At 60.7% G+C, this 24,289-nt stretch carries 23 protein-coding genes and 1 pseudogene; 11 read left to right on the top strand and 13 right to left on the bottom strand.

What is annotated here, in order from left to right:
• Nucleotides 1-27 precede the first annotated feature (27 nt).
• The 9 genes from BBF93_RS12745 to BBF93_RS19550 all read right to left on the bottom strand — a co-directional run bounded on the left by BBF93_RS12745 (nt 28) and on the right by BBF93_RS19550 (nt 9,462).
• A protein-coding gene (locus BBF93_RS12745; RefSeq protein ID WP_233349123.1) for an IS3 family transposase occupies nt 28-1,166 on the bottom strand; the annotation gives its coding sequence in 2 pieces (ribosomal slippage) (nt 28-908 and nt 908-1,166; 1,140 coding nt in all).
• 197 nt (nt 1,167-1,363) lie between these two features.
• A complete protein-coding gene (locus BBF93_RS12735; RefSeq protein ID WP_114106173.1) occupies nt 1,364-3,763 on the bottom strand; it encodes a heavy metal translocating P-type ATPase in 2,400 nt (799 codons plus the stop codon).
• Nucleotides 3,764-3,927: 164 nt separating this feature from the next.
• A complete protein-coding gene (locus BBF93_RS12730) occupies nt 3,928-4,407 on the bottom strand; it encodes a nuclear transport factor 2 family protein (RefSeq protein WP_114106172.1) in 480 nt (159 codons plus the stop codon).
• Between the two features lie 10 nt (nt 4,408-4,417).
• A complete protein-coding gene (locus tag BBF93_RS12725; protein WP_114106171.1) occupies nt 4,418-5,248 on the bottom strand; it encodes a CopD family protein in 831 nt (276 codons plus the stop codon).
• A gap of 12 nt (nt 5,249-5,260) precedes the next feature.
• Entirely contained in the window at nt 5,261-5,614 is a 354-nt protein-coding gene (locus BBF93_RS12720; RefSeq protein ID WP_114106170.1) for a copper resistance CopC family protein, read from the bottom strand.
• A 42-nt stretch (nt 5,615-5,656) separates the two neighbouring features.
• Nucleotides 5,657-6,454 carry a copper resistance protein B gene (locus tag BBF93_RS12715; RefSeq protein ID WP_114106169.1) on the bottom strand — a complete coding sequence of 266 codons (798 nt, stop codon included), beginning with the start codon at nt 6,452-6,454 and terminating at the stop codon, nt 5,657-5,659.
• Entirely contained in the window at nt 6,454-8,340 is a 1,887-nt protein-coding gene (locus BBF93_RS12710) for a copper resistance system multicopper oxidase (protein ID WP_114106168.1), read from the bottom strand. Before BBF93_RS12710 ends, BBF93_RS12715 begins: the two co-directional genes overlap by 1 nt.
• Before the next feature lie 69 nt (nt 8,341-8,409).
• Nucleotides 8,410-8,931, bottom strand: coding sequence for a copper-binding protein (locus tag BBF93_RS12705; RefSeq protein ID WP_114106167.1), 522 nt, complete (start codon nt 8,929-8,931; stop codon nt 8,410-8,412).
• A gap of 108 nt (nt 8,932-9,039) precedes the next feature.
• A complete protein-coding gene (locus BBF93_RS19550; RefSeq protein ID WP_162786554.1) occupies nt 9,040-9,462 on the bottom strand; it encodes a hypothetical protein in 423 nt (140 codons plus the stop codon).
• A 58-nt stretch (nt 9,463-9,520) separates the two neighbouring features.
• On the opposite strand from BBF93_RS19550, the gene BBF93_RS12695 reads away from it, so the two are divergent.
• The 9 genes and pseudogenes from BBF93_RS12695 to BBF93_RS12650 all read left to right on the top strand — a co-directional run bounded on the left by BBF93_RS12695 (nt 9,521) and on the right by BBF93_RS12650 (nt 18,094).
• Nucleotides 9,521-9,796 carry a metal-sensitive transcriptional regulator gene (locus tag BBF93_RS12695; RefSeq protein ID WP_114106165.1) on the top strand — a complete coding sequence of 92 codons (276 nt, stop codon included), beginning with the start codon at nt 9,521-9,523 and terminating at the stop codon, nt 9,794-9,796.
• Nucleotides 9,797-9,881: 85 nt separating this feature from the next.
• Nucleotides 9,882-10,586, top strand: coding sequence for an IS6 family transposase (locus tag BBF93_RS12690; RefSeq protein WP_114106164.1), 705 nt, complete (start codon nt 9,882-9,884; stop codon nt 10,584-10,586).
• A gap of 371 nt (nt 10,587-10,957) precedes the next feature.
• Nucleotides 10,958-11,536 (top strand): TetR/AcrR family transcriptional regulator, encoded by a 579-nt coding sequence (locus tag BBF93_RS12680; RefSeq protein WP_162786553.1) that lies wholly within the window; start codon nt 10,958-10,960, stop codon nt 11,534-11,536.
• A 38-nt stretch (nt 11,537-11,574) separates the two neighbouring features.
• Nucleotides 11,575-12,960: a TolC family protein gene (locus BBF93_RS12675; RefSeq protein WP_114107082.1), complete on the top strand. Its 1,386-nt coding sequence runs from the start codon at nt 11,575-11,577 to the stop codon at nt 12,958-12,960.
• Nucleotides 12,957-14,030 (top strand): HlyD family secretion protein, encoded by a 1,074-nt coding sequence (locus tag BBF93_RS12670; RefSeq protein ID WP_114106162.1) that lies wholly within the window; start codon nt 12,957-12,959, stop codon nt 14,028-14,030. The genes BBF93_RS12675 and BBF93_RS12670 overlap by 4 nt, the downstream gene beginning before the upstream one ends.
• Before the next feature lie 9 nt (nt 14,031-14,039).
• Nucleotides 14,040-15,197, top strand: a complete 1,158-nt coding sequence (locus BBF93_RS12665; RefSeq protein ID WP_114106161.1) for an ABC transporter permease — start codon at nt 14,040-14,042, stop codon at nt 15,195-15,197.
• Nucleotides 15,194-16,330, top strand: coding sequence for an ABC transporter permease (locus tag BBF93_RS12660; RefSeq protein ID WP_114106160.1), 1,137 nt, complete (start codon nt 15,194-15,196; stop codon nt 16,328-16,330). The genes BBF93_RS12665 and BBF93_RS12660 overlap by 4 nt, the downstream gene beginning before the upstream one ends.
• Before the next feature lie 237 nt (nt 16,331-16,567).
• Nucleotides 16,568-17,230: pseudogene (locus BBF93_RS20070) on the top strand (IS6 family transposase).
• Nucleotides 17,231-17,389: 159 nt separating this feature from the next.
• Nucleotides 17,390-18,094 (top strand): IS6 family transposase, encoded by a 705-nt coding sequence (locus tag BBF93_RS12650; RefSeq protein ID WP_114106159.1) that lies wholly within the window; start codon nt 17,390-17,392, stop codon nt 18,092-18,094.
• A gap of 249 nt (nt 18,095-18,343) precedes the next feature.
• On the opposite strand, the gene BBF93_RS19830 is transcribed toward BBF93_RS12650, so the two are convergent.
• From BBF93_RS19830 to BBF93_RS12635, 3 genes are read right to left on the bottom strand one after another with little or no spacing between them, the layout of a single operon-like run.
• Nucleotides 18,344-18,745 (bottom strand): Atu4866 domain-containing protein, encoded by a 402-nt coding sequence (locus tag BBF93_RS19830; RefSeq protein WP_114106158.1) that lies wholly within the window; start codon nt 18,743-18,745, stop codon nt 18,344-18,346.
• Between the two features lies 1 nt (nt 18,746).
• Nucleotides 18,747-19,304: a nuclear transport factor 2 family protein gene (locus BBF93_RS12640; RefSeq protein ID WP_114106157.1), complete on the bottom strand. Its 558-nt coding sequence runs from the start codon at nt 19,302-19,304 to the stop codon at nt 18,747-18,749.
• Between the two features lie 25 nt (nt 19,305-19,329).
• Complete coding sequence (locus BBF93_RS12635) at nt 19,330-20,397, bottom strand: aldo/keto reductase (protein WP_114106156.1); 1,068 nt, start codon at nt 20,395-20,397, stop codon at nt 19,330-19,332.
• A gap of 167 nt (nt 20,398-20,564) precedes the next feature.
• Between BBF93_RS12635 and BBF93_RS12630 the strand changes: the two genes are divergently transcribed.
• Nucleotides 20,565-21,443 (top strand): AraC family transcriptional regulator, encoded by an 879-nt coding sequence (locus tag BBF93_RS12630; protein WP_114106155.1) that lies wholly within the window; start codon nt 20,565-20,567, stop codon nt 21,441-21,443.
• 325 nt (nt 21,444-21,768) lie between these two features.
• Here the strand turns inward: BBF93_RS12630 and BBF93_RS12625 are convergent, their stop codons facing one another.
• The gene (locus BBF93_RS12625) at nt 21,769-23,085 is read right to left on the bottom strand and encodes an MFS transporter (RefSeq protein ID WP_114106154.1); all 1,317 of its coding nucleotides are present in this window, start codon (nt 23,083-23,085) and stop codon (nt 21,769-21,771) included.
• A 162-nt stretch (nt 23,086-23,247) separates the two neighbouring features.
• On the opposite strand from BBF93_RS12625, the gene BBF93_RS12620 reads away from it, so the two are divergent.
• Nucleotides 23,248-24,141, top strand: a complete 894-nt coding sequence (locus BBF93_RS12620; protein ID WP_114107081.1) for an AraC family transcriptional regulator — start codon at nt 23,248-23,250, stop codon at nt 24,139-24,141.
• The last annotated feature ends 148 nt before the right edge of the window (nt 24,142-24,289 follow it).

Below are 24,289 nucleotides of genomic sequence, written 5' to 3'. Positions count from 1 at the left end.
AGCCCGGCGGTTTCAAGGTAGCAGCGTTCATGCTGCCACCTCCCCATAGTAAGGCGGCATGAACGCTGCGGGCAAGATGGCTTTGGGGGCGGGTGGCTTGTAGCCGAGGGACGAGTGCGGCCGGGCGGTGTTGTAGTGCTGCCGCCACGCTTCGATCAGGATCTTTGCCTCGCGCAGATCGAAGAAGATTTCCCTCGCCAGCAACTCGTCGCGCAGCTTGCTGTTGAAGCTTTCGCAGTAGCCGTTTTCCCATGGGCTGCCAGGCTCGATGTAAAGCGTCTTCACGCCGATGCGTTCGAGCCATTCGCGCAGAGCTGTAGCAATGAACTCTGGTCCGTTGTCGGATCGTATGTGCTCGGGTGCCCCGTGACGAACGAACAGCTCGCCCAGCGTGTCAAGGACATCCCTTGAGGAGAGCTTGCGCTCGACCCGGATGGCGAGGCACTCGCGTGTGTGCTCGTCGATCACGCACAGCATACGGAACACTCTTCCATCGTGGGTGCGGTCCTGTACGAAGTCATAGGACCAGACATGGCCTTTGTGCGCCGGCCTCAGCCGCACGCAAGAGCCGTCATTCAGCCAGAGACGGCTGCGTTTTGGTTGTTTCATCGGTACTTTCAGCCCCTCTCGCCTCCAGATTCGGTAAACCCGCTTCTCGTTCACATGCCAGCCGTCGTCCCTGAGCAGAGCCGTGATCCGCCGGTAACCGTACCGGCCAAACCGCTCGGCAAGGCGAGTGATCGCGATTGTCACGGCGTCTTCATCGTCTCGCCGGGTGTGTGGCTTGCGCTGGGTCGAACGATGCTGGCCGATCACGCGGCACGCCCGGCGCTCAGTCACGCCAAGCTCTTCCACCACATGATCGACCGCAGCGCGCTTGCGGGAAGGGCTCAGAACTTTCCCTGAGCGACTTCCTTGAGGATCTGGTTATCCAGGGTGAGATCGGAGACGGCCCGGCGCAGGCGCTGGTTCTCCTTCTCAAGGTCCTTCATGCGCTTCGCCTGGTCGACCTGAAGGCCGCCATACTCCTTGCGCCAGCGATAGTAACTTTGCTCGGTCACACCAACGGCACGCGCAGCAGCTGCAGCTGTCTCACCGCGGGCAAGGCGAACCTCCACCTCCCGCAGCTTCGCAATGATCTCTTCAGGCTTGGCTCTCTTGCCCATGTCTCAACTCCATAATCGGAGCCGGCACTAACTCAAATACTGGACCACTTTCCGGGAGGCAGACCAATATCGAAGGGAGGGCCAGATTCAAATCACTACGTGACGCCGCCCTTCGCGAATGGCGGGAACTTCTCATTGCGTAGCACCTGCTCGCGTGCGGATAACGGAGACCGGTTCGCATTAGTCTGACAGCACCCTCATTTCTGCTCAAGCGCTGTGAGCCGCAGGGAGTTGGCAATTACCGAAACAGAAGACAGGGCCATGGCGGCGGCTGCAATCATCGGAGAGAGTAGAGCGCCTGTCAGCGGGTAGAGCACACCCGCCGCAATGGGGATGCCAGCAGCATTATAGGCAAACGCGAAGAACAGGTTCTGGCGGATGTTTCTCATGGTCGCGTGTGAGATATTCCTTGCCCGCACAATGCCGCCAAGATCGCCCTTGAGCAGGGTTATCCCAGCGCTTTCAATGGCAACGTCCGTGCCGGTTCCCATCGCGATGCCGACATCAGCCGCCGCCAGGGCGGGAGCGTCATTCACGCCGTCTCCGGCCATGGCGACGACCCGGCCCTCGGCGATCAGGCGTTTCACGATCTCGGCCTTTTGGGCAGGCAGGACTTCAGATTCAACGGCATTGATGCCAAGTGAGCGCGCGATTGCGTCAGCCGTCGTGCGGTTATCTCCCGTCGCCATGACGATGCTTAGGCCCGCCGCACGCAGCGCGTTCAAGGCAGCCGGGGTTGATGGCTTCACGGGATCGGCAATCGAAATCACAGCCAGCACAACGCCGTCGACAGCCAGATAGATGGCCGTTGCGCCGTCCATCCGGCGGCGTTCTGCAAGTGCTTGGAGCGAGACAGTGTCGATGCCGAGTTCATTCATGAACCGCTCGGCGCCAAGAGCGACCTTCTGTCCCTCGACGATCCCCACAACACCTTTGCCCGTCGGCGAATCGAAGTCTGAGGGCTCAACGAGCGCCAGACCTTTTGTGCGGGCTGCGGCGACAATCGCGGCGGCAAGAGGATGCTCGCTGTGGCTCTCAAGACTGGCGGCAATTCGCAGGGCAGTGTCTTCATCGGTGCCAGCCGTCATGTCGATTCCTACAAGCGCCGGCTTTCCTTCGGTAAGGGTTCCGGTCTTGTCGATCAGCAACGTATCGACTTTTTCCATACGCTCGAGCGCTTCGGCGTTCCGGATCAGGACGCCGGCGCGCGCCCCGGCTCCGACACCGGTCATGATGGACATCGGCGTGGCAAGACCAAGCGCGCAAGGACAGGCAATGATCAGCACTGAGACGGCCGCTATGAGACCGTAGGAGAAGGCAGGCTCCGGGCCGAACGTCAGCCATCCGAAGAAGGCCGCGATGGCAATGACGATCACCGCTGGAACGAACCAACCCGACACCTGATCAGCAAGGCGCTGGATGGGCGCGCGGCTGCGCTGCGCCTCGGCCACGAGATGGACGATCTGCGAGAGCATGGTCTCGCTGCCGACGCGTTGCGCCTCGACGATGAGGCTGCCTGTCTGGTTGACCGTTGCCCCGATAACGCGGTCATTGACCGATTTGGTGACCGGCATGGATTCGCCTGTGACCATCGACTCGTCGATGGAGGAGCGTCCTTCAAGGACGACACCGTCTGCCGGAATCTTTTCTCCGGGGCGCACACGCAGCCTGTCACCGGCGGCGACCGTCTCCAGCGGCACATCTTCTTCGCTGCCATCCGCCTGGATGCGGCGCGCGGTTTTCGGGGCAAGGTCAAGGAGCGCACGGATGGCGCCGCCCGTTGCCTCACGGGCCTGAAGTTCCAGCACCTGGCCGAGCAAGACCAATGTGATGATGACTGCAGCGGCTTCAAAGTAGACCGGCACGGTGCCATGCGCCGAGCGCAGTTCGGCCGGGAACAGATCCGGCGCAATCGCCGCCACCATGCTATAGATCCAGGCTGCGCCCGTGCCGAGCGCGATCAGTGAGAACATGTTGAGGCTGCGGTTCCTGACCGAGGCGACGCCCCGCGCAAAGAAAGGCCAGCCCGCCCAGAGCACGACAGGCGTCGCCAGCGCCATCTGGATCCAGGGATTGATGGTTGGCGGAATGAAGCGGTCGACGCCGAAGAAGTGCCCGCCCATTTCAATAGCCAGCAACGGTAGGGACAGAACGAGCCCGAACACAAACCGCCGCTTCATGTCGCGCAGCTCAGGATTGGGCCCGTCGCTTGCGCTTGGGGTCAACGGCTCCAGCGCCATGCCGCAGATCGGGCAGTCTCCAGGGCCATCTCTAAGGATTTCCGGGTGCATGGGGCAGGTCCACTGGCTTCCGGGCGCCGCTGTCTTGGGCGCGGGTGTTGCCGCGTGATGATGACAGCCAGCGCCATGACCTGAATGGCCATGCGCGTGGGATTCCGGGACGGCGCGTGTTTCTTCTGCGACGGGGTAGGCGGAGGGATCGGCCTCAAACTTAATTTTGCAACCTGCGCTGCAGAACAGGACCTCTGCGCCTTCGTGCACCAATCGGTGCGGACTGTCTGCTTTCGGCATCATTCCGCAAACGGGGTCCCGTTTGGCTTTTTGATCAGGTGTGATCGGTTTTACGATCAAGGACATGCTGGAGCTCCTGGGGGCGTAGGCTAGCAAATCATTTATACCCCTATGGGGTATTCGTCAATTGCCCCATAGGGGTATATTTCCAGCTATATGCCCGTACCTGTCCGATTACAGAAAAGCGACCAAAGTCCGCCCAAAACGGCCTTTGGTTCTGCCCCTGCATTTCAATGGTCATGATCCGTGGCAAGGCTGGCCGAGGACCAGTGAATGTGAACAATCTTCCACACGTCGCCGGTGTCCTGCAGGACCATCGTCTCCATCAGGCGGCTGTTGACCGGCTTATCCCGAAACGTTCCTTTCGACACGTACTCAGTCAGAATGGTCACGAGGCCGCCGCCCTCAAAGACCTGCCGGTCGAGGACGGTTGTCTCGACAGCTTTGGAAAACGTGATGTCAGCAGCCATGTGGTGTGAGCGGTATTCTTCAAGCGACCGTTCGATGCCGCCGCTCTCAGCAATCTGCACATCAGCGGCCAGCAGGCCAACAAGCGCCGCTTCGTCACCTGCTTCCAGGGCTGCGCCGAAGGCAACAACAGTCTCGATGGGTGACTTCGCTGCTGACGGGCTAGGCGCTTCATCGGCGAGCGCTGGCCTTGAAAATGCGACCAGGGCGGCCAATGCGAGGCTGATCAGGACAGGTTTCATTTTAGGCTCCTCAGGTAGTTGGACCAGAAACGGTTGTGGCTGCGGCAATAATGATGACGATCGCGGCGAACAGAACAGCCTCGGATCGCAGTGTCGCGCGCAAAGCGGCTCGCCCGCGGACAGGTTGTGCTGCCAGCTGGCGCGTGACGAACATCAGATTGACCGCCCCGAGCCCGAGAAGCAGCGTTGCCGCCAGAAGCTTGGAGGCGAGCAATTGTCCGTATCCGGAGCTGAGCATACCAGAGAACCCGCCATTGATACGCCAGAACAGATAGACGCCGGAGAGGAACGCCAAGGGCACGATAACGCGAGCGACCCGGCTGAAGGCCTCGGTACGGGCCAGAACATCCGCGTCCTTCATCCCGGACCGGGGCCAAAGAGTCGCTGGCGCGGCAAACCAGAAGCCTGCGATCAGAAGATGGCCCGCCACGACCCATGGCGCGAAGCCCGGCGCCGCCAGCCCCGCTGAATGTCCTGTAAGGGCAAAGCTTGCGCTGATGCTGATGGCGGCGGGCACCAGAAGGACCCGGTGACGTATAAGGCCCACAGCAATGAGAAAGCCCGCGCCGACGAGCAGCGCGAGGGCAGGGCGCCCGCCAGCGGCCCAGGTCCAATCAAACTGTTCAGTCGAGAAAGCCGCGCCAAGACTTCCGCCCATCTGAGCGTTCAGAATGATGAGCCGCAGAATTGCTGCAACGGCCACCAGACCTGCGAGCCGGAAATATGCACGGCGGTTCGTCATCAGGCAGAGCGCCCCGTGGAGCGCCGCCCCAATCGCTCCGAGGCTGACGGCGTAGAGCAATACCTTGGTTACGATATTGGCGGCGTCCAGCAGGGGCATGGCGGCGGCCCCCTACTTCAGTTCGAAGGTCGATTTGCCGGTCATCGGATGACCATCTTTTGACATCGTGCGCCACTCCACAGTGTAGAGACCCGGCGCCAGGTCAGGTAGCGGAACTGTGAATGTGGCAGCCGGTGCCTTTGGAGGTGTGAAGCCAATCTCGACGGCCTCTCCTGCTCCGGTTTTCACCGAGAACGCGATCAGACCGACTGGCTGGCTGAAGCTGAACGTGAAGTCGTCCGGTAACGCGTCTATGACGGCGGCGTCTGCAATGTTGGTCGTCCTGACACTGACATGCGCGAGCGCAGGCGCGGCGGAGAGGACGAGGGCCAGAAGTGTGGCTGTAATCACTTTTGAACGGGGCATTTTGTGTCCTTTCGCGGACGGTGAGCTGAAGTTGGATACGGTTCAGAACCAGAGCCTGATCCCGGTGACGAAGGAGAGGGTTTCGGCGTCCTCGCCGCGGGCGCGGGCGAAGTCTGCGGTGTCGCCTGTCGAGGCTTTCCAGTTGACACCGACATACGGAGCAAACTGACGGTCAAACTCATACCGCAGGCGCAGGCCAAGCTCTGCCGTCGAAAGTCCGGCGCCTGTTTCAAGTTCCGGCACGTCCTGCATCGCGAAGTTCAGCTCTGTGCGGGGTTGCAGGACGAGGCGCTGTGTCAGCAGGAACTCATACTCCGCTTCTACACGGGCGGAGAGATCGCCGTCCTCGCTGAGGAATATAGCGCCGCCGACTTCGAACCAGTAGGGGGCAAGGCCCTGAATGCCAGCCACTGCGTAGCTGCGGGATGGGCCCGGTTCGAAGTCATGACGAAGTCCTGCCTGAAGGTCGAAGTACCTCGCGACGGGGCGTGACCAGAGCGCCTGGACTTCGGCTTCTTCGAAGCTGCCTGCATCGAGATCGTAGTCTATCTCAGACTTTATCCAGAGCCGGTTCTCGTCCGTGCCCCACCAGCCCTGGCCCTCAAGGAAAGCGGCCGATGAATCTTCGCCCGACTGGTATTCGAACCGGTTGGCGAGGATCATGTAATGTGTCCCTCCACCATGTTCTTTTTTCAGCGCGTCCCGCGACGCCTTGAGCTCATCCTTGTCCCAATAGGCTGCAGCCTGCGATCCGGGTACGGGCGCGTCCTGCGCGATGGCGGGAACTGCGGTTACCAAGGACAGCAATACGAAGGCTGAGTAAAAATGTCTGCTGTTCATCAGCGATGTCCTTCGTGCTGCATACCGGGCATTCCGGTTTCGGTCTTTGCCTTGTCTTCCGCTGACGGAGCAATGGAAGGCTTGTGTCCTTTGTGTGCGTCATCAGCCATCGCGGCTTCACTTCGCGGAACGACCGAGACCACCTGCATCATGCCGGCATGCATGTGGAACAGGAGGTGACAGTGGAAGGCCCAGTCGCCCACATGGTCTGCCGTGACGTCGAACGAGAGCTTCTCGGCAGGTTTGACGATCACCGTATGCTTGCGCGGCTTGAACGCACTTTCATCAACTACGAGATCGAAGAACATCCCGTGCAGGTGGATTGGGTGGGTCATCATGGTGTCATTGACGAGCGTGACACGCAGCCGCTCACCTTCGTGGAAGATGATCGGGCCTTCGACAGCACTGAGCTTTACGCCGTCGAATGACCACATGTACCGTTCCATATTACCTGTCAGGCGTATTTCCAGCTCCCGTTCAGGTGACCTGGGGTCTGGATTTGGCTCAAGACTTCGAAGCTGCGTGTAGGTCAGCGCGCGGTGCGGAACGTTCTCGAGACCGAGGCCCGGTTCATTGAGCCGAAAGACCGGCGCCATGGCGACGTTGTCGATTCCGACCCCGGTTTTCAGAACCTTTGCCGGCGAGCCCGATGCCATGCTGGCCATTCCGCTCATGGCAGTGTGATCCATGCCCGGCATGGGCTCGTGACCCATTGAGGAATGGTCCATCCCGGGCATGCCCGAGTGATCCATTCCGCCCATCGCGGAATGGTCCATTCCCATGTCCCGGTGCGTCAGGGTTGGGCGCTCGCGCAGAAGCGGCGCTGTAGCAACCAGCCCTGCTTCCGGCGCCAGGGTAGCAACGACCTGGCCGGACCGGTCAATGGACTCTGCCACCAGCGCGAAGGCGCGGGCGCGGGTCGGCGCGACAATCACATCGTAGGTTTCTGCGACACCGATCTGGAACTCGTCGGTCTCCACCGGTTGGACATTGAGCCCGTCAGCGGCAACTACTGTCATCGGTAGTCCCGGAATCCGGAAGTTGAAGATTGTCATGGCTGACGCGTTGATGATCCGTAGCCGCACACGCTCGCCGGAATTGAATATCGCGGTCCAGTTGTCTGAGGTCGCATGACCATTGATGAGGTAAGTGTAGACGGATGCGGTTACATCCGAGATATCGGTCGGAGACATGCGCATGGCGCCCCAGGAGGCCCGGTCAGCAAATGTCTTTCCGAAGCCATTCTCCCTGGCGTCCTTGAGGAAATCGCCAACGGTTCGCTGCTGGAAGTTGTAGACCGCCGCATCCTTCTTGAGGCGCGCAAATACCTTGTGCGGATGTTCGAACGTCCAGTCTGACAGGACGAGCACATACTCCCGGTCATAACTGACGGGATCCTTGCCTGCGGGGTCAATGATCAGAGGACCATAATGGCCCATTTGCTCCTGCAAACCCGAGTGCGAATGGTACCAGTAGGTACCGCTCTGCGGGACCGCGAACTCATAGGTGAACGTCGACTTCGGCTTGATGCCGGGGAAGGAGACCCCGGGAACCCCGTCCATGTGAAAAGGCACCAACAGTCCGTGCCAGTGGATCGATGTATCCTCATCGAGCGTATTGTTGACCTTGAGAGTCACCTTTTCGCCTTCGCGGAACCGGATGAGTGGTCCGGGCAGTGTTCCGTTGATCGTGATGGCATGGCCGGAGCGGCCACCGATCTCGACAGCGCCGTGGCCGATGTTGAGGTCAAAGGCATTACCGGAGACTTCGAATATTCCCCTGTTGCCGGCATTGCCGCTGCGCGCCCAGGCCGGAAACACCGCGCTTGAAGCGGTAAAGATGCCGCCGGCTGCGGCCGTGCGGAGTAGATTGCGTCGTGTGAACATGATGCGATTCCTAATGTCAGAATCGCCTGCCGCGGGAAATGGAGGTGCCACGCGCGGCAGGCTACCCGGTTAGTGCTGACTGTGGTCCATCTTGCCGTGGTCCATGCCTTTCATGCCGGTGTGATCCATTCCCGGCATTGCGCCATGATTCATGCCGCCCATGTCGCAGGATTTGCCGCTGGCTGCCGCGAGCGCCATGGCCGTCTCATGCATCTTACCCATGCAGGCGTCATGCAGGCCTTTCGGCGCGTCGAGCGAGCACATCGCTTCAATCCTGTAAGACTTTGATTTTGTGTCCTCAGTCAGAAGGAAATGGACGCGCTCGCCAGCTGCGAAAGCAGACAAGTCAACACCTTTGGCGGCCTTGAAGTCCATCGTCATGGCATCCCAGTCGAGGGCGGCGATAGGCGTGTGATCGATCGTGGCTTTGGAAGCTTTGACGTCGAGGGCAGTCACCGTGCCTTCGCCCATCGGCAAGCCGCAATGGTCTGAGTGCTGCATCGCGGCACCTGAAGTGTCGCCTTCAAGCGCAAAGGCTTGCGAAGCTGCAAGCACAGCGGCAGCGGCGAGAATTGAGTGGGAGAGCTTCATTTGGAAGAGTCCTTGAATTGAATGATTGTTGAGCGGGCGCGGGGCGCTCACGCTGAACGGATGAAACAGGCTGGGCGGCCGCGAGGCACGCACAGTGTCATCGCAGGATCAATTCTGCAGGCGGACTTTCAGTGTGACGGGAGACGATCGAGGTCGGGGCGGCCCTATATCTGGTTCTATCTTAAGATCGGCGAGCCTGAACAGGCTGTCTGATTTCAGTTCCGGAATCGGCGGAAGAAACGCGACGTCTGCGGGAAATCCACTAACCGCCTTCAGCGACGCGTCGCCGGGCAGCGCAACGGTCACACAATGGGTGCAATCGCGGACCGGAACTTCAGACCCCTTATTGCAGTGCTGGTCCTTCGACAGATCATTTGCAGCAGTGTGGTGGTTGTGGGCTGAAGGTGCGGAAACGGCAATGTCTGGTCCCGCCAGCGCGCCTGCCACCGCTGCACAAGCACACACCGCATGCCCGCCGCCCAGCACGAGCAGCGTAAGGACAATGATTGCGTTGCGAAGCGAACCCATCATGGAGCGTTGACCAATTGAAACTAAGAGGCTATCTATACCCCATAGAGGTATATGTCAAATGCATCATTCCCCGTCTAAATCCGTTGTAACCCGGCTGAAGAGAATCGAGGGGCAGGTGCGCGGTGTCTCCGGCATGGTCGAAGACGGCCGCTACTGTATCGACATCCTGACGCAGCTCCAGGCGATCAAGGCGGCGCTCGGAAAGGTTGAAGACGAACTCCTGAAGAACCACGCCGCGCACTGCGTGGAAGAGGCCATCCGGGATGGAGATGTCGAGAGCCAGAGGCAGAAGTTTTCTGAGCTGGTCGATCTGTTTGGGAAGTATCGTGGCTGACGCGTTTTCTTTAGCAAACCTTAGGCGGGTGATGTCAGCGCAACTGGCCCTTGAGGCGGCCGAGCAGGGCGGTTAGCCTTTGAAAATGACCCAGAACCCCTTCCGGTACTTCAAAACGTCCCCCGAGATCATCCAGCTTGGTGTGCTGCTGTATATCCGGTTTCCGCTGTCACTGCGTAATGTCGAAGACCTCCTCCATGAACGTGGCATCGATGTCTGCCACGAAAGTGTCCGCCTCTGGGTCGATCGATTTGGACCATACTTCGCCAACAAGATCCGCAAACGGAGATCTGAAGCGATGCGTCAGGTCCCGCAATGGCGCTGGCATCTGGATGAGGTGTTCGTGAAAATTCGAGGCGAGACGCACTACCTCTGGCGCGCAGTCGATCATGAGGGCGAAGTGCTCGAGGCCTATGTCACGAAGAAGCGGGACAAGGCTGCAGCCTTGAAATTCCTCAAAAAAGCGATGAAGCGGTATGGCAAACCTGAGGTTATCGTCACTGACAAACTTCGCTCCTATGGCGCGGCAATGAAGGAGATCGGGAACGTACATCGCCGCGAGACGGGTCGTCATCTCAATAATCGCGCTGAGAATTCTCATCAGCCTTTCCGCCGACGAGAGCGGGTGATGTCGCGCTTTCGGCGTATACGAAGTTTGCAGAAGTTCGCTTCAGCGCATTCGTCTGTGCACAACCATTTCAATCATCAGAGAAATATCGAAGGGAGAGCCAGGTTCAAATCGTTACGAGATGCCGCCCTTCGCGAATGGCGTGAACTTCTTGTTGCCTGACACCTGCTCGTGCGCGAATTTCGGAGACGGGTTCGCATTCGTCTGACAGCACCCATTCCTCCGTACACAACCACTTCAATCTCGAAAGGCATCTCTACTCCCGGACAAACTTCAAGGCCCGCCGTGATGCCGCGCTGCGCGAATGGCGGGATCTCCTTGTTGCTTGACACCCGCTCGCGTGCGAATTTCGGAGACTGGTTCGAGTTAGTCTGACACCACCCACCAACGGCTGAGAAGGTAGTGACCCTCCTCTGACAACAGGCGGCGGATTGTCTTGCTCATCTTAACTGATCGATGCGGACAGTCAACAATTTGACAAATGTAAAATAGATGCATATATGGGCAGCAAGCCGCTATCAGGAACCGCGACCATGTCCGCAAGATCCGCCGATCCCAGATTCAGCAGGAGCCGTGCAGCCCTGATCGGGGCCGTGGCGGACCTCGTGCGGGAAAAGCCCGTTGAGGACGTGTCGATCACGCAGATTGCCAATTCGGCGGGTGTCACGCGGCCGACTTTCTATCAGCATTTCGAGAATGTCCCCGCAGCCACACGGGCCGCCGCGCTCAGCCGCCTGGCGGATGCCTATCCGCGTGTGGCACTTCCCGCCACGGCCACGGCCACGGATACTCGCGAGGCGCTTGAGGCGCGGGCTGCCTCCGTGCTCGAACATCTCTGGCGGGACCGGACATTCTACCGCCGGGTGATCGACGGCGCCGGCAGTGCCGATTTCTTCGACGCCCTCATGGAGATCGTCGCCGATCGCATGATGCTGCCGGCATTTCACCACAGTGTGCGGCAGACCGCTTCGGAGCGCGACCGGAAACGGGTGCTGGCGGGCGGCATCATGTGGCTCGTCGTGCGCTGGCTGAGAACAGAGCAGGGGGCCGTCCGCCCACAGACCATGGCCCGGCGTATCACTGATATCGCGATGAAAATGGGTGACGTATGAGAGATTTCAGATATGTCCGGAATGAAGGCGGCCGCAGGATGGCCGGTCTGCGCCGTGCCGGTTTCGCCGCTGCCCTCTCTCTTGCCGCCTCTCTTGGCACCTGGGGCCTGGCCGCGGCGCAGGAGGCGGAACCGGTATCGCTTGACTATTTCGCAGCACAGCAGCGCTTCCTCGACCGTTCGGATGCGATCGAGGCGGCGGGCGCAAATGTCCGCAGCAGGGAGGCTCAGGAACAATCGGTGCGGCATCTGCGCCGGCCGGATGTCGATCTTGAGGTACAGCTTCTGGAATACCAGAAAACGCTTTATCTTCCGCTCGGTTCGCTCGCGCCGGTCGCCGGGCAATTCGGCATTGCGGACCCGCTCAGATTCAAGCAGGAGATGACGGTCACGCGGCCGATCGCGACGGCGACACTTCCCCTCTATACGGGCGGGCAGATCGACGCGACGCGTGCCGGCGCGCGCGCCCAGCTGAACGCGGCGAAGGCGGAGCGGGATCTGGCTACGGACACCGGCCTTTCTCAACTGGTTCAGGCATACTATGGCCAGCAGCTCGCCGAACGCGCGCTTGGAGTCCGGCGCGATGTGCTGGCCGGGCTGGAACGCCATGTGTCAGATGTCGCGCGGCTGGAACAGGAAGGCTTCGCCAGCCGTGCCCAGCTTCTGCAGGCGGAAGTGGCGCGCGACGAGGCGGCCCGGGAATACCAGAACGCCATCGCGGCGCTGGCGACCGCGAATGCGTCTCTGGCCGGCCTGTTGCGGTCTCCTTCCGGCGTACGCCCCGTCAGCCCGCTGTTTATCATCTCCAAGCCGCTGGAACCTCTTGAGGAATTCACGGCAGTGTCTCTCAGACAGCACCCGCAATTGCGGCGGCTGGGCGCCGTCAGGGATGAGGCCGCAGCGGGCATCCGGATAGAGGAGGCGAAGCGCAAGCCGCAGGTCTATGGCTTCGCCCAGTACAATTTCGCCCCGCGCGACGCATTGCTGACGGACCCGGACTGGACGCTCGGCGTGGGATTTCGCTACAAATTCCTTTCGGGTGTCGATCGCGGCGCATCGATCGACGCAGCGCGCCAGACCGCCGCTCAGGCGCTTGCCGGCGCCCGCGAGACCGAAACGCAGATCGGCATCGGCGTGACGAAAGCCTGGTTCGAGGTGGACGCCGCGCGCAGGAGTTTCCTCCTGCTCGAAAGCGCTATTGTCTCCGCGCAGGAAAACCTCCGTCTTCAGAGCATTGCCTATCGGGAGCAGCAGGCGACTTCGCTCGATGTGGTCGATGCACAGCTTGGTATCGGCCGGGCACGCATCCAGCAGGCGCAGGCGGCATATGACTATGTGACCGCGCTTGCAGACCTTCTTTCCGTGAGCGGCCAGATGGACCGTATGGCGGATTATGTGAACCGTGCTGACAGGATCGTGCCATGAGTGACGCCAGCGAAACTGAAAATAGTCCGGTTACGGATGAATCTGAGAGCGATGTGCCGGCCTCGCCACCGGCATCCCCCGGTGAGCATACGCTGAAGAAACGGCTTGTCCCCATCGGCATTGCGGCTGGCATTGCCGCACTGCTGATCGCCGGCCTCTGGCTCAGCTACAAGCCCGTGCCGGACCAGTTGCAGGGCATGGTCGATGCCCGCGAAGTGCGCGCGGCGAGCAAGGTGACCGGCCGGATCGAGGCCTTCCATGTGGAGGAGGGCGCCTATGTCACCGTCGGCCAGATTCTCTATACAGTGGACAGTCCGGAGGTGGCCGCGCGGTCGCAGCAGGCGGGCGGCGCGCTCGCCGCCGCGCAGGCTGTCGAGAGCAAGGCGAGGGAAGGGGCGCGGCCGGAGGATATCCGCGCCGCCGAGGCCCAGTGGCGCCGGGCGAAAGCGGCGGCGGATCTTGCCCAGGTGACCTATGAGCGGATGCAGCGGCTTCATGAAGAAGGCGTCATTGCCGGGCAGAATCGGGACGAGGCCGAGGCCAATGCCGTCGCCACTAAGGAAGCCGAGCGGGCCGCGCGGGCGCAGTACGACCAGGCGCTTGCCGGCGCGCGGGAAGAGGACCGTCTGGCCGCAAGCGGGCAGGTGGAGCAGGCGCTCGGCGCCGTCGCGGAAGTCGAGGCGGCGGCGGCCGAAACCCGCGTGGTCGCGCCGGTCGATGGCGAAGTGGGGCGGCGCCTCGCCCAGATCGGGGAAATCGTTCCGCAGGGCTTTCCCGTCTTCATGATCACAGAGATCGCTGATCCATGGGTGACGGTCTATGTGCGCGAGGACCAGTTCCACGGGCTGAAACAGGGCGCCGTGTTCAGAGGCAGGGTTCCCGCGCTCGGCAATCGTGCGGCTTCGTTTCGCGTGACCTTCATCGCGCCGGCGGGCGATTTCGCCACATGGCGCGCAACCCGGCAGTCGAGCGGGTTCGACATCAAGAGCTTCGAGGTGCGCCTTTCGCCAGTGGAGGCCGTCGAGGGCCTCAGGCCGGGTATGACGGTCCTGTTCGACTGGCCGCAGTGAGGCGGGACGATGAGCGCCTTCTTCAGCGCCTTCACAAGGGAAGTCGCCTTCCTGGCGTCCAGCTTCTGGGATCGGGCGATGGTCACATGGATCCCGCTCGCGCTGATGGGCGTGCTCGCGCTGCAGCTTTCATCGGGCGTCATGCGGGACCTGCCGATTGTCGTCGTCGATCAGGACCGGACGCAGGTTTCGCGCGAACTGACTGCCGGCCTGGAAGCGGCGCCGGGGCTGACGATTGCGGCCCGCAATCCGGACATCGCAGCAGCAGAACAATTCATCCGCTCAAAGAAGGCTTATGCCATCGTCCTGATACCTGACGGGACGGGCAGGGCCGTCCAGAGGGGCGGCACGGCGCCTGTGACAGTGCTCTACAATGCGAGTTATTCGACGGCGTCCGGTGCGGCAGTGCGGGACATCAATACTGTCATTCAGAACCACTCCGCTCGGCTTGCGGCAGAGCATACGGCCGCGCTTGCGGCCGCGGGGAGCGTGCGTCCGGCCCCGGTTTCCGTGCAGAGCACGATCCTCTTCAACCCGCAGGGCAGTTATGAACTGCAGCTCATTTCCCTGCTGCATCCCGCGCTCCTGCATCTTGCCTTTATGGTTGCGGTGACGAGTGCGCTGGGGCGGGAGTTGCGTGACGGCACGATCGGGGTGTGGCTCTCCGGCTCCGGTGCGGTGGCGCTGGCGATTGCGGGGAAGGTCGCGCCTTATGTGCTGGTCTTCATGGTGTGGGGCCTTGCGGCGACCGCCTATCTTTCCGGCCTGCGCGGCTGGCCGGTATATGGCAGTGTGCTGACGATCCTGGCGGCCTATTTCCTCATGTACCTCGCCTATGCCGGCATGGCACTGCTGATCGTGGGCATCTCCCGCTCGATGATGCAATCGCTCTCGGTCACCGGGCTCTATGCAGGCGCCTCGTTTGCCTTCGCGGGCGCCATTTTCCCGATCGAGGCGGCATCGGACTTCGCCCGCTTCTGGAGCGCGATCCTTCCGTACACATGGTTCGCAAGGGTGGTTGCCGAACAATGGAGCATGGACAGCCCGTTTGCGGTTTCGCTGGCGCATCTCGGATGCATGGCGCTTTTCCTCATTCCGGGCGTCGCAATCGGACTGCCCCGCTATGTCGGCGCGGCCGCCGAGCCCTCCGTGTGGGGACGCCGATGATCCTCCGCTACTTCATTGCGACCTTCAGGGCGATCCGGTCCGACCGGCCGGCCCTGCTGCTCCTCGTCGTGTCGACTCTGCTCTATTCCTTCTTCTATCCGTCTGCCTACTCGGGCGAAGTTGCGACGCGCATGCCTGTCGCGGTTGTCGATCTCGACAATTCCGCCGCCAGCCGGTCACTCGCCCTCAAGGCCGGCGCCGTTCAGCAGGCGGAGGTCGTCGCCCATCTCCGCTCCATGCCTGAAGCGAGGGCGCTGATGCAGGATGGAAGCATTGATGCGATCGTGCTGATCCCTGCCGGCTTTGCGGATGAGGTACATCGCGGCGGGCAGGGCAGCGTCGCCCTTTATGGAAACGGCGCCTACCTTCTGCGCAGCAGCACGGCCCTCGGCGGTGTCGCCGCCGCGCTCGGCGCGGTCGGCGTGGAAGCCGCAACCGATCAGGCGCGCATGCTCGGCGCCCCTGCGGCGCAGCCGCTGACGGTGATTTCCCGGCCCCTGTTCAATACGCGAGAGGGATATGGCAGTTCGGTGGTTCCGGGCGTCGTGTTCGTGATCGTACACCAGACGCTGCTCATGGGGCTCGCCATGCTCGCGGCAACCCTGCGTGAGAAAGAAGGCTGGGTCCATGTGAGCCCGCCGGGCCTTCTCGGCATAGCGCTTGCCTTCTTTGTCCTCGGCGCGGCTCAGGTGGCGTATTTTACCGGCTTCGTTTTCTGGTTTCAGGACTATCCGAGAGCGGGAGCGGATATCTTTGCCCTGTCGGTTGCCGGGGCGCTGTTCGTATCCGCGACGGTCGCAGGCGCGCTGGCGCTTTCGAGTTTTTTCCGGAGTCGGGAACGACCGTTGCAGATATGGATACTGACCTCGCTGCCGATTTATTTCCTGTCAGGGTTGTCATGGCCCATCGAAGCGACGCCCGCACCGCTCGTTTGGCTAGGCAAGATGCTGCCGACGACACCCGGCATTAATGCCATGATCGGTCTCAACCAGATGGGGGCATCTATCGGGGACATATGGCCGGAGCTTGCGAACCTTCTGGCGCTCACGGTGGTGTATGGGCTCATCGCCGTGTTTCGCTACGGCCGGTCATCCAATCGTTTCAGGACGGCGATTCATTTGTCGCCGGTTTGACAATCGAAGTAATAGTCCGGATATTCAGGTTGCGACGGTAGTGTCAAAGGAACCGGGGTTGAGGTGGCCAAATCTGCCGAATAACCTCATGATATGACGAAATCACCTTTCCGCTACTTCAAGACATCACCCGAAATGATGATGTTAGCGGAACCGGGTCTTGAGGCGTCCGGGCAGGGCAGTTAGCCTTGAAAAATGAGCAAGAACCCCTTTCGGTAATTCAAGACGTCGCCCGAAATCACCCAACTCGCTGTCCTGATTTATGTCCGCTTCCCGCTGTCATTGCGGAACTTCGAAGACCTTCTGCATGAACGCGGGATCGACGTTTGCCATGAAGGTGTGCGCTTCTGGGTCGATCGGTTTGGCATCTACTTTGCCCGGACGATCCGCAAGCGGAGGTCAGAAGCGATGCGCCAGGTGAAGCAATGGCGCTGGCATCTGGATGAGGTCTCCGTGAAGATCCGCGGCGAGACGCACTAATTGTGGCGGGCAGTCGACCACGAAGGCGAGGTTCTGGAAGCCTATATGACGAAGAAGCGGGACAAGCCCGCAGCATTAAAATTCCTCAGGAAAGCGATGAAGCGGTATGGAAACCCTGAAGTCATCGTCACAGACAAGCTGCGATCCTATGGTGCTGCCATGAAGGAGATCGGTAATGCCGATCGTCAGGAAACAGGCCGGCACCAGAACAATCGGTCTGAGAATTCACACCTTCCGATTCGACGACGAGAGCGGGCGATGTCGCGCTTCCGGCGAATGCGAAGTCTGCAGAAGTTCGCCTCCACCCATTCCTCCGTACACAATCACTTCAATCTCGAAAGGCGTCTCTACTCCCGGTCAAACTACAAAGCCCGCCGTGACGCCGCCCTTCGCGAATGGCGGGAACTGCTTGTCGCCTGACGCCCGCTCGTCCGCGATATCCGGAGGCCGGTTCGAGTTAGTCTGACAACACCGCCACGATATCCTCATAACATTCTGATTTTAATGTTATTTGTAGGGGGGGTGATGTCAGCGGAACCGGGTCTTGAGCCAGGCGGGCAGGGCGGTTAGCCTTGGGAAATGGCCCAAAATCCGTTTCGCTACTTCAAGACATCACACGAAATCATTCAGCTCGCCGTGCTGATGTATGTCCGATTTCCGCTCTCACTTCGTAATGTCGAGGACCTGCTCCACGAGCGTGGCATTGATGTCTGTCACGAAAGTGTCCGTCTCTGGGTCGACCGCTTCGGCACATACTTCGCTCACAAAATCCGGAAACGCCGATCGGAATCGATGCGACGTAGCCCCCAATGGCAGTGGCACCTGGATGAAGTCTTCGTCAAAATCCGGGGAGAACGGTATTATCTTTGGCGCGCTGTGGATCATGAAGGGGAAGTGCTGGAATCCTATGTCACGAAGAAGCGGGACAAGGCTGCAGCATTGAAATTCCTCAAGAAAGCAATGAAACGATATGGAAATCCTAAAGTCGTGGTGACGGACAAGTGTCCATCCTACCGGGCCGCGATGAAGGCCATTGGGAATGAGAACCGCCAGGAAACTGGCCGGCATCTCAACAATCGGGCCGAGAACTCGCACCTACCTTTTCGAAGACGCGAGCGGGCGATGTCTCGTTTCAGGCGCATGCGAAGTCTGCAAAAGTTCGCTTCAGTCCATTCGTCTGTGCACAATCATTTCAACCATCAAAGAAACATCGAGGGGAGGGCCAGGTTCAAATCGCTGCGTGACGCCGCCCTTCGCGAATGGCGGGAACTTCTCGCAGCCTGAGGCCCGCTCGCGCGCGACTATCAGAGACGGGTTCGCATTCGTCTGACAGCACCGCCAGTTTTCAAAATATTCAATATTAAGCAGAGTGTTGGCATCGGCCGGTGGAACGTAATGTAGCGCTTCTCACGACTGGATGTTGCAACGCTCGACATTCGGATGTGCGCGATGAGCGGTCGCCGCGGGCCGTGTGTGGTTCATCCCGGTGGCGTGGACCGGATACGAGGTCCTGTCAGTGAACCGCTTCTTCCTTCATTCCTGGCGGTAGAAAACCATGCCTGCGTGGTGGAGGGTGTTGTCGTCCACGAATGTGCCGTCCGCCGTGAAGCCTGTATCGTCCCAATAGTCGATATGATTGCCGGTTATCTCGTAGCGGCCCTGGTAAGCGCTCTGACGATTGCCGCGCGCTTCATCGTAGCGCCCGCTGGGCAGAAGCTCGTGCCGGATGTGGCCATCAGCGGTGACCCACATGCCGGTATAGGGATGGCTGATACTGGATTGGTGTTGCATGTCGTTGTCCGTCTGGTTTGCCGCGGGCGCGGCGGCATGTGCCGGAGCAGCTCCGTCATTGGACGGATGCTCCTGGGAAGCCGCCAGGCAGGCGGCCGGCAAAAGCGCCAGCAGCCCTATCGGAACCGGTCTGAGAAGCTTCATTTTAATTCCTTTCTGAGGCTGGTGCCGGGATGCGCTGGATGACATCCTCATAGGGCGCAAGGTCGAGGAAAGCGCTGACTTCTGCGGCCTTGCCGTTTTCCATACGGAGTATCCACACATAGGTGTTTCCATAAGGCGCCCCGTCGCGGGCAACGCCTTTGCCTTTCCAGTTTATGATTACATGGTCCCCGTCTGCCCAGATCTGCCACTCGACCGGGCGGATGGGCTGGGACAGGCGAATGGCAAAGGGCGCAACCGCGCGCACCACAAAGTCTGAGCGGCCCCGATAGATGCCGGAACTCTGGCTCGACCCTTCAATTGTCCACACGACATCTTCAGACAGGACTTCATTGAAAAATTCCGAGCCGCCTGCAGCCCAGCGCTCAATCGCGCTGGTGACAAACTGTCTGTTGGCTTCCTCCTGCCCGGGAGGGGCCTGCTCCAGGCTATGGCGGACCGGATCTCCCGGCGTCTGGGGTATTGCGGGGAGGTGGACGGCAGTTGCCGCGAGCATGGCGGCGGGAAGCAGACGGGTAATTCTCAGGGGACGGATTTTCATGGTGGGGTTCCTTTCGGGGCAGACTTCAGCGGCGCGCGATCATTGATCCGCCAGATATGAGTTGCTGGGCCATGGGGCGGGAAATGAAGCGGGCCGGAAAGATCGGCGCCGGGTCGCTTGCATTGTTGAGCCGGTCCAATTGTTCGGCTGTGAAGGATAAGCTCAGAGAGCGGATGTTATCTTCTGCCTGCGCCAGAGTGCGCGCGCCCATGATGGGAGAGATCACGGCAGGATTCTGGCGGGTCCAGGCAAGGGCGACCTGGGAGGGTGTGGCGCCGCTCTCCTTGGCAATATCGGCAACCACATCTGCAATCTTCAGGGCGCTTTCGGTGAGGTGGCCGATGGAGGCGATGACGCCTTTTCGCTCCGCCGAAATGCTGGCTGAATTCTCGTCGGTAAGGTCGGAGCGGTTGTATTTGCTCGTCAGGATGCCGCCGCCCAGAGGCGACCAGGGCAAGACCCCCAGACCCATAGCTTCTGCCATGGGGATCAGTTCATGCTCGACGCTGCGTTCGACCAGACTGTATTCGATCTGCAGGGCAACAAAAGGGGACCAGCCATGCAGGTCGGCGAGCGTCTGCATCTGGGCGACGCGCCAGGCCGGTGTGTTGCAGATGCCAGCATAGAGGATCTTCCCGGAGCGGACGAGATCGTCGAGGCCGCGCATGACTTCCTCAGGAGAGGTCGTAAAATCCCAGGCGTGGACATACAGGAGGTCGATCCGGTCCGTGGCGAGCTGGCGGAGGCTGGTGTCGACAGATCGCACCAGATTGAGGCGGTGGTTGCCGCCGGAATTGGGATTACCCGGCGTGCGCGCCATTGTGTATTTGGTGGCCAGAACGATGCGGTCGCGCTTGTCTGCGATCAGGCCGCCGAGGATGCGCTCTGAGGTGCCATTGGTATAATTGACGGCGGTGTCGATGAAGTTTCCGCCCTGGTCGACATAAGCGTCAAAAATCTGTTTGGCGCCCGCTTCATCTGTGCCCCAGCCCCAGTCGGACCCGAATGTCATCGTGCCCAGAGACAGGGGCGAGACGCGCAGGCCTGAGCGGCCCAGAAGTCTGTAGGTATCGAGTGTGGTTGGTCCTGTCATGGCGGCGTATCTCCTGCTCAGGGGAACTCAAGGGCTGTCTTGATGTTTTCCTGTATCTCCCGGCGGTGACGGATGCGGGTAGAAGAATTGTCCGGAGTTCTTGCACGATTGTCTGAACGCGAATGTTCCGAGCTTTTCCGAAGGAGGTCTGCGTGCGACAAGAGCCCATGAGCCCGATCATGATCCTGACAGACGTATTGCGCCGTCACGCCCCGGAAGATGGCACGTTTACGAGCCCTCTGCCCGGCGTGAAACTGATCCGTTCTTCGACGACAACGCTTCCGATGCCAGTTGTTTACGAGCCTACCCTTTGCCTGATTGCCCAAGGCCGCAAGCGGGCCATGCTGGGCCGTACGGCCTATGTGTATGATCCCGCGCGGTATCTGCTGGCGTCCGTGGACCTGCCGATAATGGGCTCTGTCATCGAAGCAAGCGCTGATCATCCCTATCTCTGTCTGCAGATAGATCTGGACATGGCGATCCTGGGGGAGCTTGCGCTTCGCTTTCCCCAGGCGGGCGGGGCGCAGGAGCGCACTGCGCCCGGATTGATGCTGCATGATATGTCCCCGGATCTTCTGGACAGTGCGGTGCGGCTGGTGCGGCTTCTGGATACGCCGGACGATATTGAAGCGCTTGCGCCTCTGACGGTTCGCGAAATCCTCTACCGGCTCCTGATAGGGCCGAGTGGGCCGGCACTGCGCCAGATGGCGCAGGCGGGGAGCCGCCTCAGTCAGATCTCCCGCGCGATCCTTTGGATCAGGGAAAATTTTCGGGATGCCTGCCCGATCGAGCAGGCCGCCGAAATTGCCGGGATGAGCCGCTCCAGTTTTCACGCGCACTTCAAGGAGGTGACGTCTATGAGCCCACTTGAATTTCGCACCCGTTTGCGGCTCCAGGAAGCGCAGCGGCTGATGGTGGGCGATGGGCTGGATGCTGCCAGTGCGGGGTTCAACGTGGGCTATGGGAGCCCGTCCCAATTCAGCCGTGACTATGCGCGGATGTTCGGGCTGCCTCCGGCAAGGCATGCCGGGGCACTGCGGGGCTGATCTGGCGCATAGGACAGGTCTCTCTTTGCCACGGACATTCCACATTGCAGGGGGACGCAGACTTGAGGTGCGTACCTTTGCGCCTGCAAGAACAGTGAACAGCACACGTACTTTTATGTATCTGGAAAAATGGGAAGGTTCCTGAAGAGGCCGGAGAGCCAGCCATCTTCAGGAACCCCGGGACTGAGACCGGTCAGTACAGGGGGGGGAGAACCGGTGATGTCCCGTCTCCGGGGCCGCGGAAGCATGCGGGTGGGGGGAGGAACGCTTCCGGCCCGGGAGCCTCTAGGCGCTGGCTTTTCCAGCGTATTCGTTTCTGCGGCCGTCAGCCTTTTCCCAGAGTGGCTGCGATCCGTTGGCTCGCCACCAGCATTGCCAGAGCGGTCAGTGTGCTGGCGACGGGAACAAGGAGCAGTCCGACCCCAAGACCGTTTGGAATGCTGGCGGCGGTCGCCGTGTCGCTGATCATGCCGACGAGCAGCGGTCCGAGGGCGGGCCCGAGGAGGCCTGATCCAATCATGGCGAGGCTGGACGCCATGGCTTCCTTGCCCCGGCCGGCGACGAGATGAGCCGCGCCGAAACACCAGGGCAGCATGAAAGCGAACGACAGCATTGCGGGAACCAGGAGCAGGACAGAGGCCCACGCAGCGGGCGAGAACAGCGCGGCCGTCGTGGTAAGGCTGGCGATCATGAACATGGCGGCTGGCGGCCCAAGTAGGCGCCGAGACCTGGAACGAACTGCATGGTCAAACCAGCGCCCGCCCACGAGCGTGCCGATGATCCCCATCAGCCCCTGCAGAAAGCCGAAGGCCATTCCCGCTTCACCGGCAGTCAGCGCGTGGGTCCGGATCAGAAACGGCGCGGCAAAGGCATAAAAAGGGGCAGAGGCAAAGCCCGCGAAAATGGCACCGATGAACAACCAGCGGAAACCCGGCGAAGCGAGAAGCTTCAGGCTTGCCTGAAGAAAGGGTTCGGCGTGAATTGCGGCGGATTTCAGAGGCGGAGTTGGCCCCAGGACGAACAGCGCCAGAAGCGCGATGATACCGCCCAACACGCCTGCGCCAATCAGAGCGGCTTGCCAGCCGTGCGTGTCGGCCATGGCGCCGCCAACTGCGAACCCTGCCATTGTGCCGAGGGGAATTCCCATCGAAAATATACCGATGGCAAGCCCGCGCAGGCCGGGCTTGATCTTCCGGGCAATAACCGCGTGTGCGGAGGGTATCGCGCCCGCCTCGCCGATGGCGACTCCAAACCGTGTGAGAGCTAGAAACAGAAAGCTTGCCGCCAATCCACCCAGCGCGGTCATGGCGCTCCAGACAAGGGTGCAGGCGATGAGGACAAATCGCGGAGACCCGCGGTCCGATAGCCTGGCAAGCGGAAGGGAGAGCAGGGTGTAACACACGGCAAAGGCAAGCCCGGTCAGGAGCCCGATCTGTGTATCGCTCAGGCCAAGATCAGTCTTGATGGCCTCGGCTAGAATAAAAGGAAGTATGCGGTCGATCTGGGCGAAGGCATTGATCAGAAAGAGAGCAATCAGAACTGCTGCAATGCGCAGCCCGCTTACATATTCATCCCCATCTCCGGCGAGTATCTGTGGCAGCGGGGACCTGTCCCGGGTTGACGGTTCAGCAGTTTCTGTCATTTTCTTGTTGATCCTCAGCTTTGGTTGGCACTGAAAAGCTAGAGGAGCCACCCCATGAACAGAATGCCTGAAGTCGCAACAAATTTGCCTATTCCTGCAAACTCGAATTTCAAGCGTGAGGCCGCTGACGCTTCTTTCGCGCCAGAACATCAGGAGACCTCAATGTCCTCAGCGCTCATTTCGGCTGTCACCGCTTACATCGATGCCAATGGCGGAGGCCAGGGCCGGTTCGGGACGCCGATGAGCGGGGTCCATATCGTCCGCAGCTTCCAGGAAGTCATGCCGGACCACAGGCTCTACCGGCCGTCGCTCTGTGTTGTCTTGCAGGGGGCCAAGCAGATGTATTTTGGCCAGGATACGCTCGACTATGGCGCCATGGAGTATCTTCTCGTCGGCGTGGAAGTGCCCGCGAGCGGATGGATCTCCCAGGCTGGCCCGACGGAGCCCTTCATCGGCCTGATGATCGATATTGATGTGACCATGATCCGGGAAGTGCTCGAACAGGTTGAGACCGCGCCGCTTCCCGATGACGGCACCAAGCCGTGTGTTTTTGTCGGCAAGGTGGATGACATGCTGGCAGACTGTGTGATGCGCCTCGTCAGGCTGGCAGGTACGCCGAAGGCAGTGCCGCTTCTCTATCCGGCCATCATGCGTGAAATCTGCTACTGGCTGCTCGATGGGCCGTATGGCAGCGAGATCCGGAAGCTGGCATCGCCCGAAACGCATGCCGAGCGGATTGCCAGGGCGCTCTATACGATCCGGAACAATTTTGCGCAGACGCTCCGGATTGATCAGTTGGCGGAGGAGGCACGGATGAGCGCATCTTCCTTCCATCAGCATTTCAAGTCCATGACGTCTATGACGCCGCTTCAATATCAGAAGCGTCTTCGCCTGCTGGAGGCGCGGCGCCTCATGCTTTCCGAGGCGGTGAGTGTGACGGAAGCGGCCTATCATGTGGGATATGAAAGCGCCTCCCAGTTCAGCCGGGAGTATTCCAGGATGTTCGGTGTCGCGCCGAAACGGGATTCGCTGAGCTACCGCGTCGCCGCAGAATAGTCTGCGGAGAAGGGCTCGCTTCGGGAAATACTCTCGACCTGAGCTGCGAGGACGCACCCCTCAGAACTCTGAACTCTGAACTCTGCGGTCGCGGGCGCGCTGCAGGAATGGGCAAAAAATATGCGAATTCCGGCATGGAAACCCGGAG

This window comes from Hyphomonas sp. CACIAM 19H1 (assembly GCF_003325995.1).
Classification (GTDB): Bacteria; Pseudomonadota; Alphaproteobacteria; order Caulobacterales; family Hyphomonadaceae; genus Hyphomonas; species Hyphomonas polymorpha.
The sequence above is the reverse complement of the archived record's forward strand: the minus strand, read 5'-3'. Positions and strand labels throughout refer to the sequence as shown.

Coding starts and splice junctions, on each gene's coding strand:
- BBF93_RS12735 (WP_114106173.1), bottom strand. CDS start 3,763: ATGTCCTTGATCGTAAAACCGATCACACCTGATCAAAAAGCCAAACGG.
- BBF93_RS12730 (WP_114106172.1), bottom strand. CDS start 4,407: ATGAAACCTGTCCTGATCAGCCTCGCATTGGCCGCCCTGGTCGCATTT.
- BBF93_RS12725 (WP_114106171.1), bottom strand. CDS start 5,248: ATGCCCCTGCTGGACGCCGCCAATATCGTAACCAAGGTATTGCTCTAC.
- BBF93_RS12720 (WP_114106170.1), bottom strand. CDS start 5,614: ATGCCCCGTTCAAAAGTGATTACAGCCACACTTCTGGCCCTCGTCCTC.
- BBF93_RS12715 (WP_114106169.1), bottom strand. CDS start 6,454: ATGAACAGCAGACATTTTTACTCAGCCTTCGTATTGCTGTCCTTGGTA.
- BBF93_RS12710 (WP_114106168.1), bottom strand. CDS start 8,340: ATGTTCACACGACGCAATCTACTCCGCACGGCCGCAGCCGGCGGCATC.
- BBF93_RS12705 (WP_114106167.1), bottom strand. CDS start 8,931: ATGAAGCTCTCCCACTCAATTCTCGCCGCTGCCGCTGTGCTTGCAGCT.
- BBF93_RS19550 (WP_162786554.1), bottom strand. CDS start 9,462: ATGATGGGTTCGCTTCGCAACGCAATCATTGTCCTTACGCTGCTCGTG.
- BBF93_RS12695 (WP_114106165.1), top strand. CDS start 9,521: ATGCATCATTCCCCGTCTAAATCCGTTGTAACCCGGCTGAAGAGAATC.
- BBF93_RS12690 (WP_114106164.1), top strand. CDS start 9,882: ATGACCCAGAACCCCTTCCGGTACTTCAAAACGTCCCCCGAGATCATC.
- BBF93_RS12680 (WP_162786553.1), top strand. CDS start 10,958: ATGTCCGCAAGATCCGCCGATCCCAGATTCAGCAGGAGCCGTGCAGCC.
- BBF93_RS12675 (WP_114107082.1), top strand. CDS start 11,575: ATGGCCGGTCTGCGCCGTGCCGGTTTCGCCGCTGCCCTCTCTCTTGCC.
- BBF93_RS12670 (WP_114106162.1), top strand. CDS start 12,957: ATGAGTGACGCCAGCGAAACTGAAAATAGTCCGGTTACGGATGAATCT.
- BBF93_RS12665 (WP_114106161.1), top strand. CDS start 14,040: ATGAGCGCCTTCTTCAGCGCCTTCACAAGGGAAGTCGCCTTCCTGGCG.
- BBF93_RS12660 (WP_114106160.1), top strand. CDS start 15,194: ATGATCCTCCGCTACTTCATTGCGACCTTCAGGGCGATCCGGTCCGAC.
- BBF93_RS12650 (WP_114106159.1), top strand. CDS start 17,390: ATGGCCCAAAATCCGTTTCGCTACTTCAAGACATCACACGAAATCATT.
- BBF93_RS19830 (WP_114106158.1), bottom strand. CDS start 18,745: ATGAAGCTTCTCAGACCGGTTCCGATAGGGCTGCTGGCGCTTTTGCCG.
- BBF93_RS12640 (WP_114106157.1), bottom strand. CDS start 19,304: ATGAAAATCCGTCCCCTGAGAATTACCCGTCTGCTTCCCGCCGCCATG.
- BBF93_RS12635 (WP_114106156.1), bottom strand. CDS start 20,397: ATGACAGGACCAACCACACTCGATACCTACAGACTTCTGGGCCGCTCA.
- BBF93_RS12630 (WP_114106155.1), top strand. CDS start 20,565: ATGAGCCCGATCATGATCCTGACAGACGTATTGCGCCGTCACGCCCCG.
- BBF93_RS12625 (WP_114106154.1), bottom strand. CDS start 23,085: ATGACAGAAACTGCTGAACCGTCAACCCGGGACAGGTCCCCGCTGCCA.
- BBF93_RS12620 (WP_114107081.1), top strand. CDS start 23,248: ATGTCCTCAGCGCTCATTTCGGCTGTCACCGCTTACATCGATGCCAAT.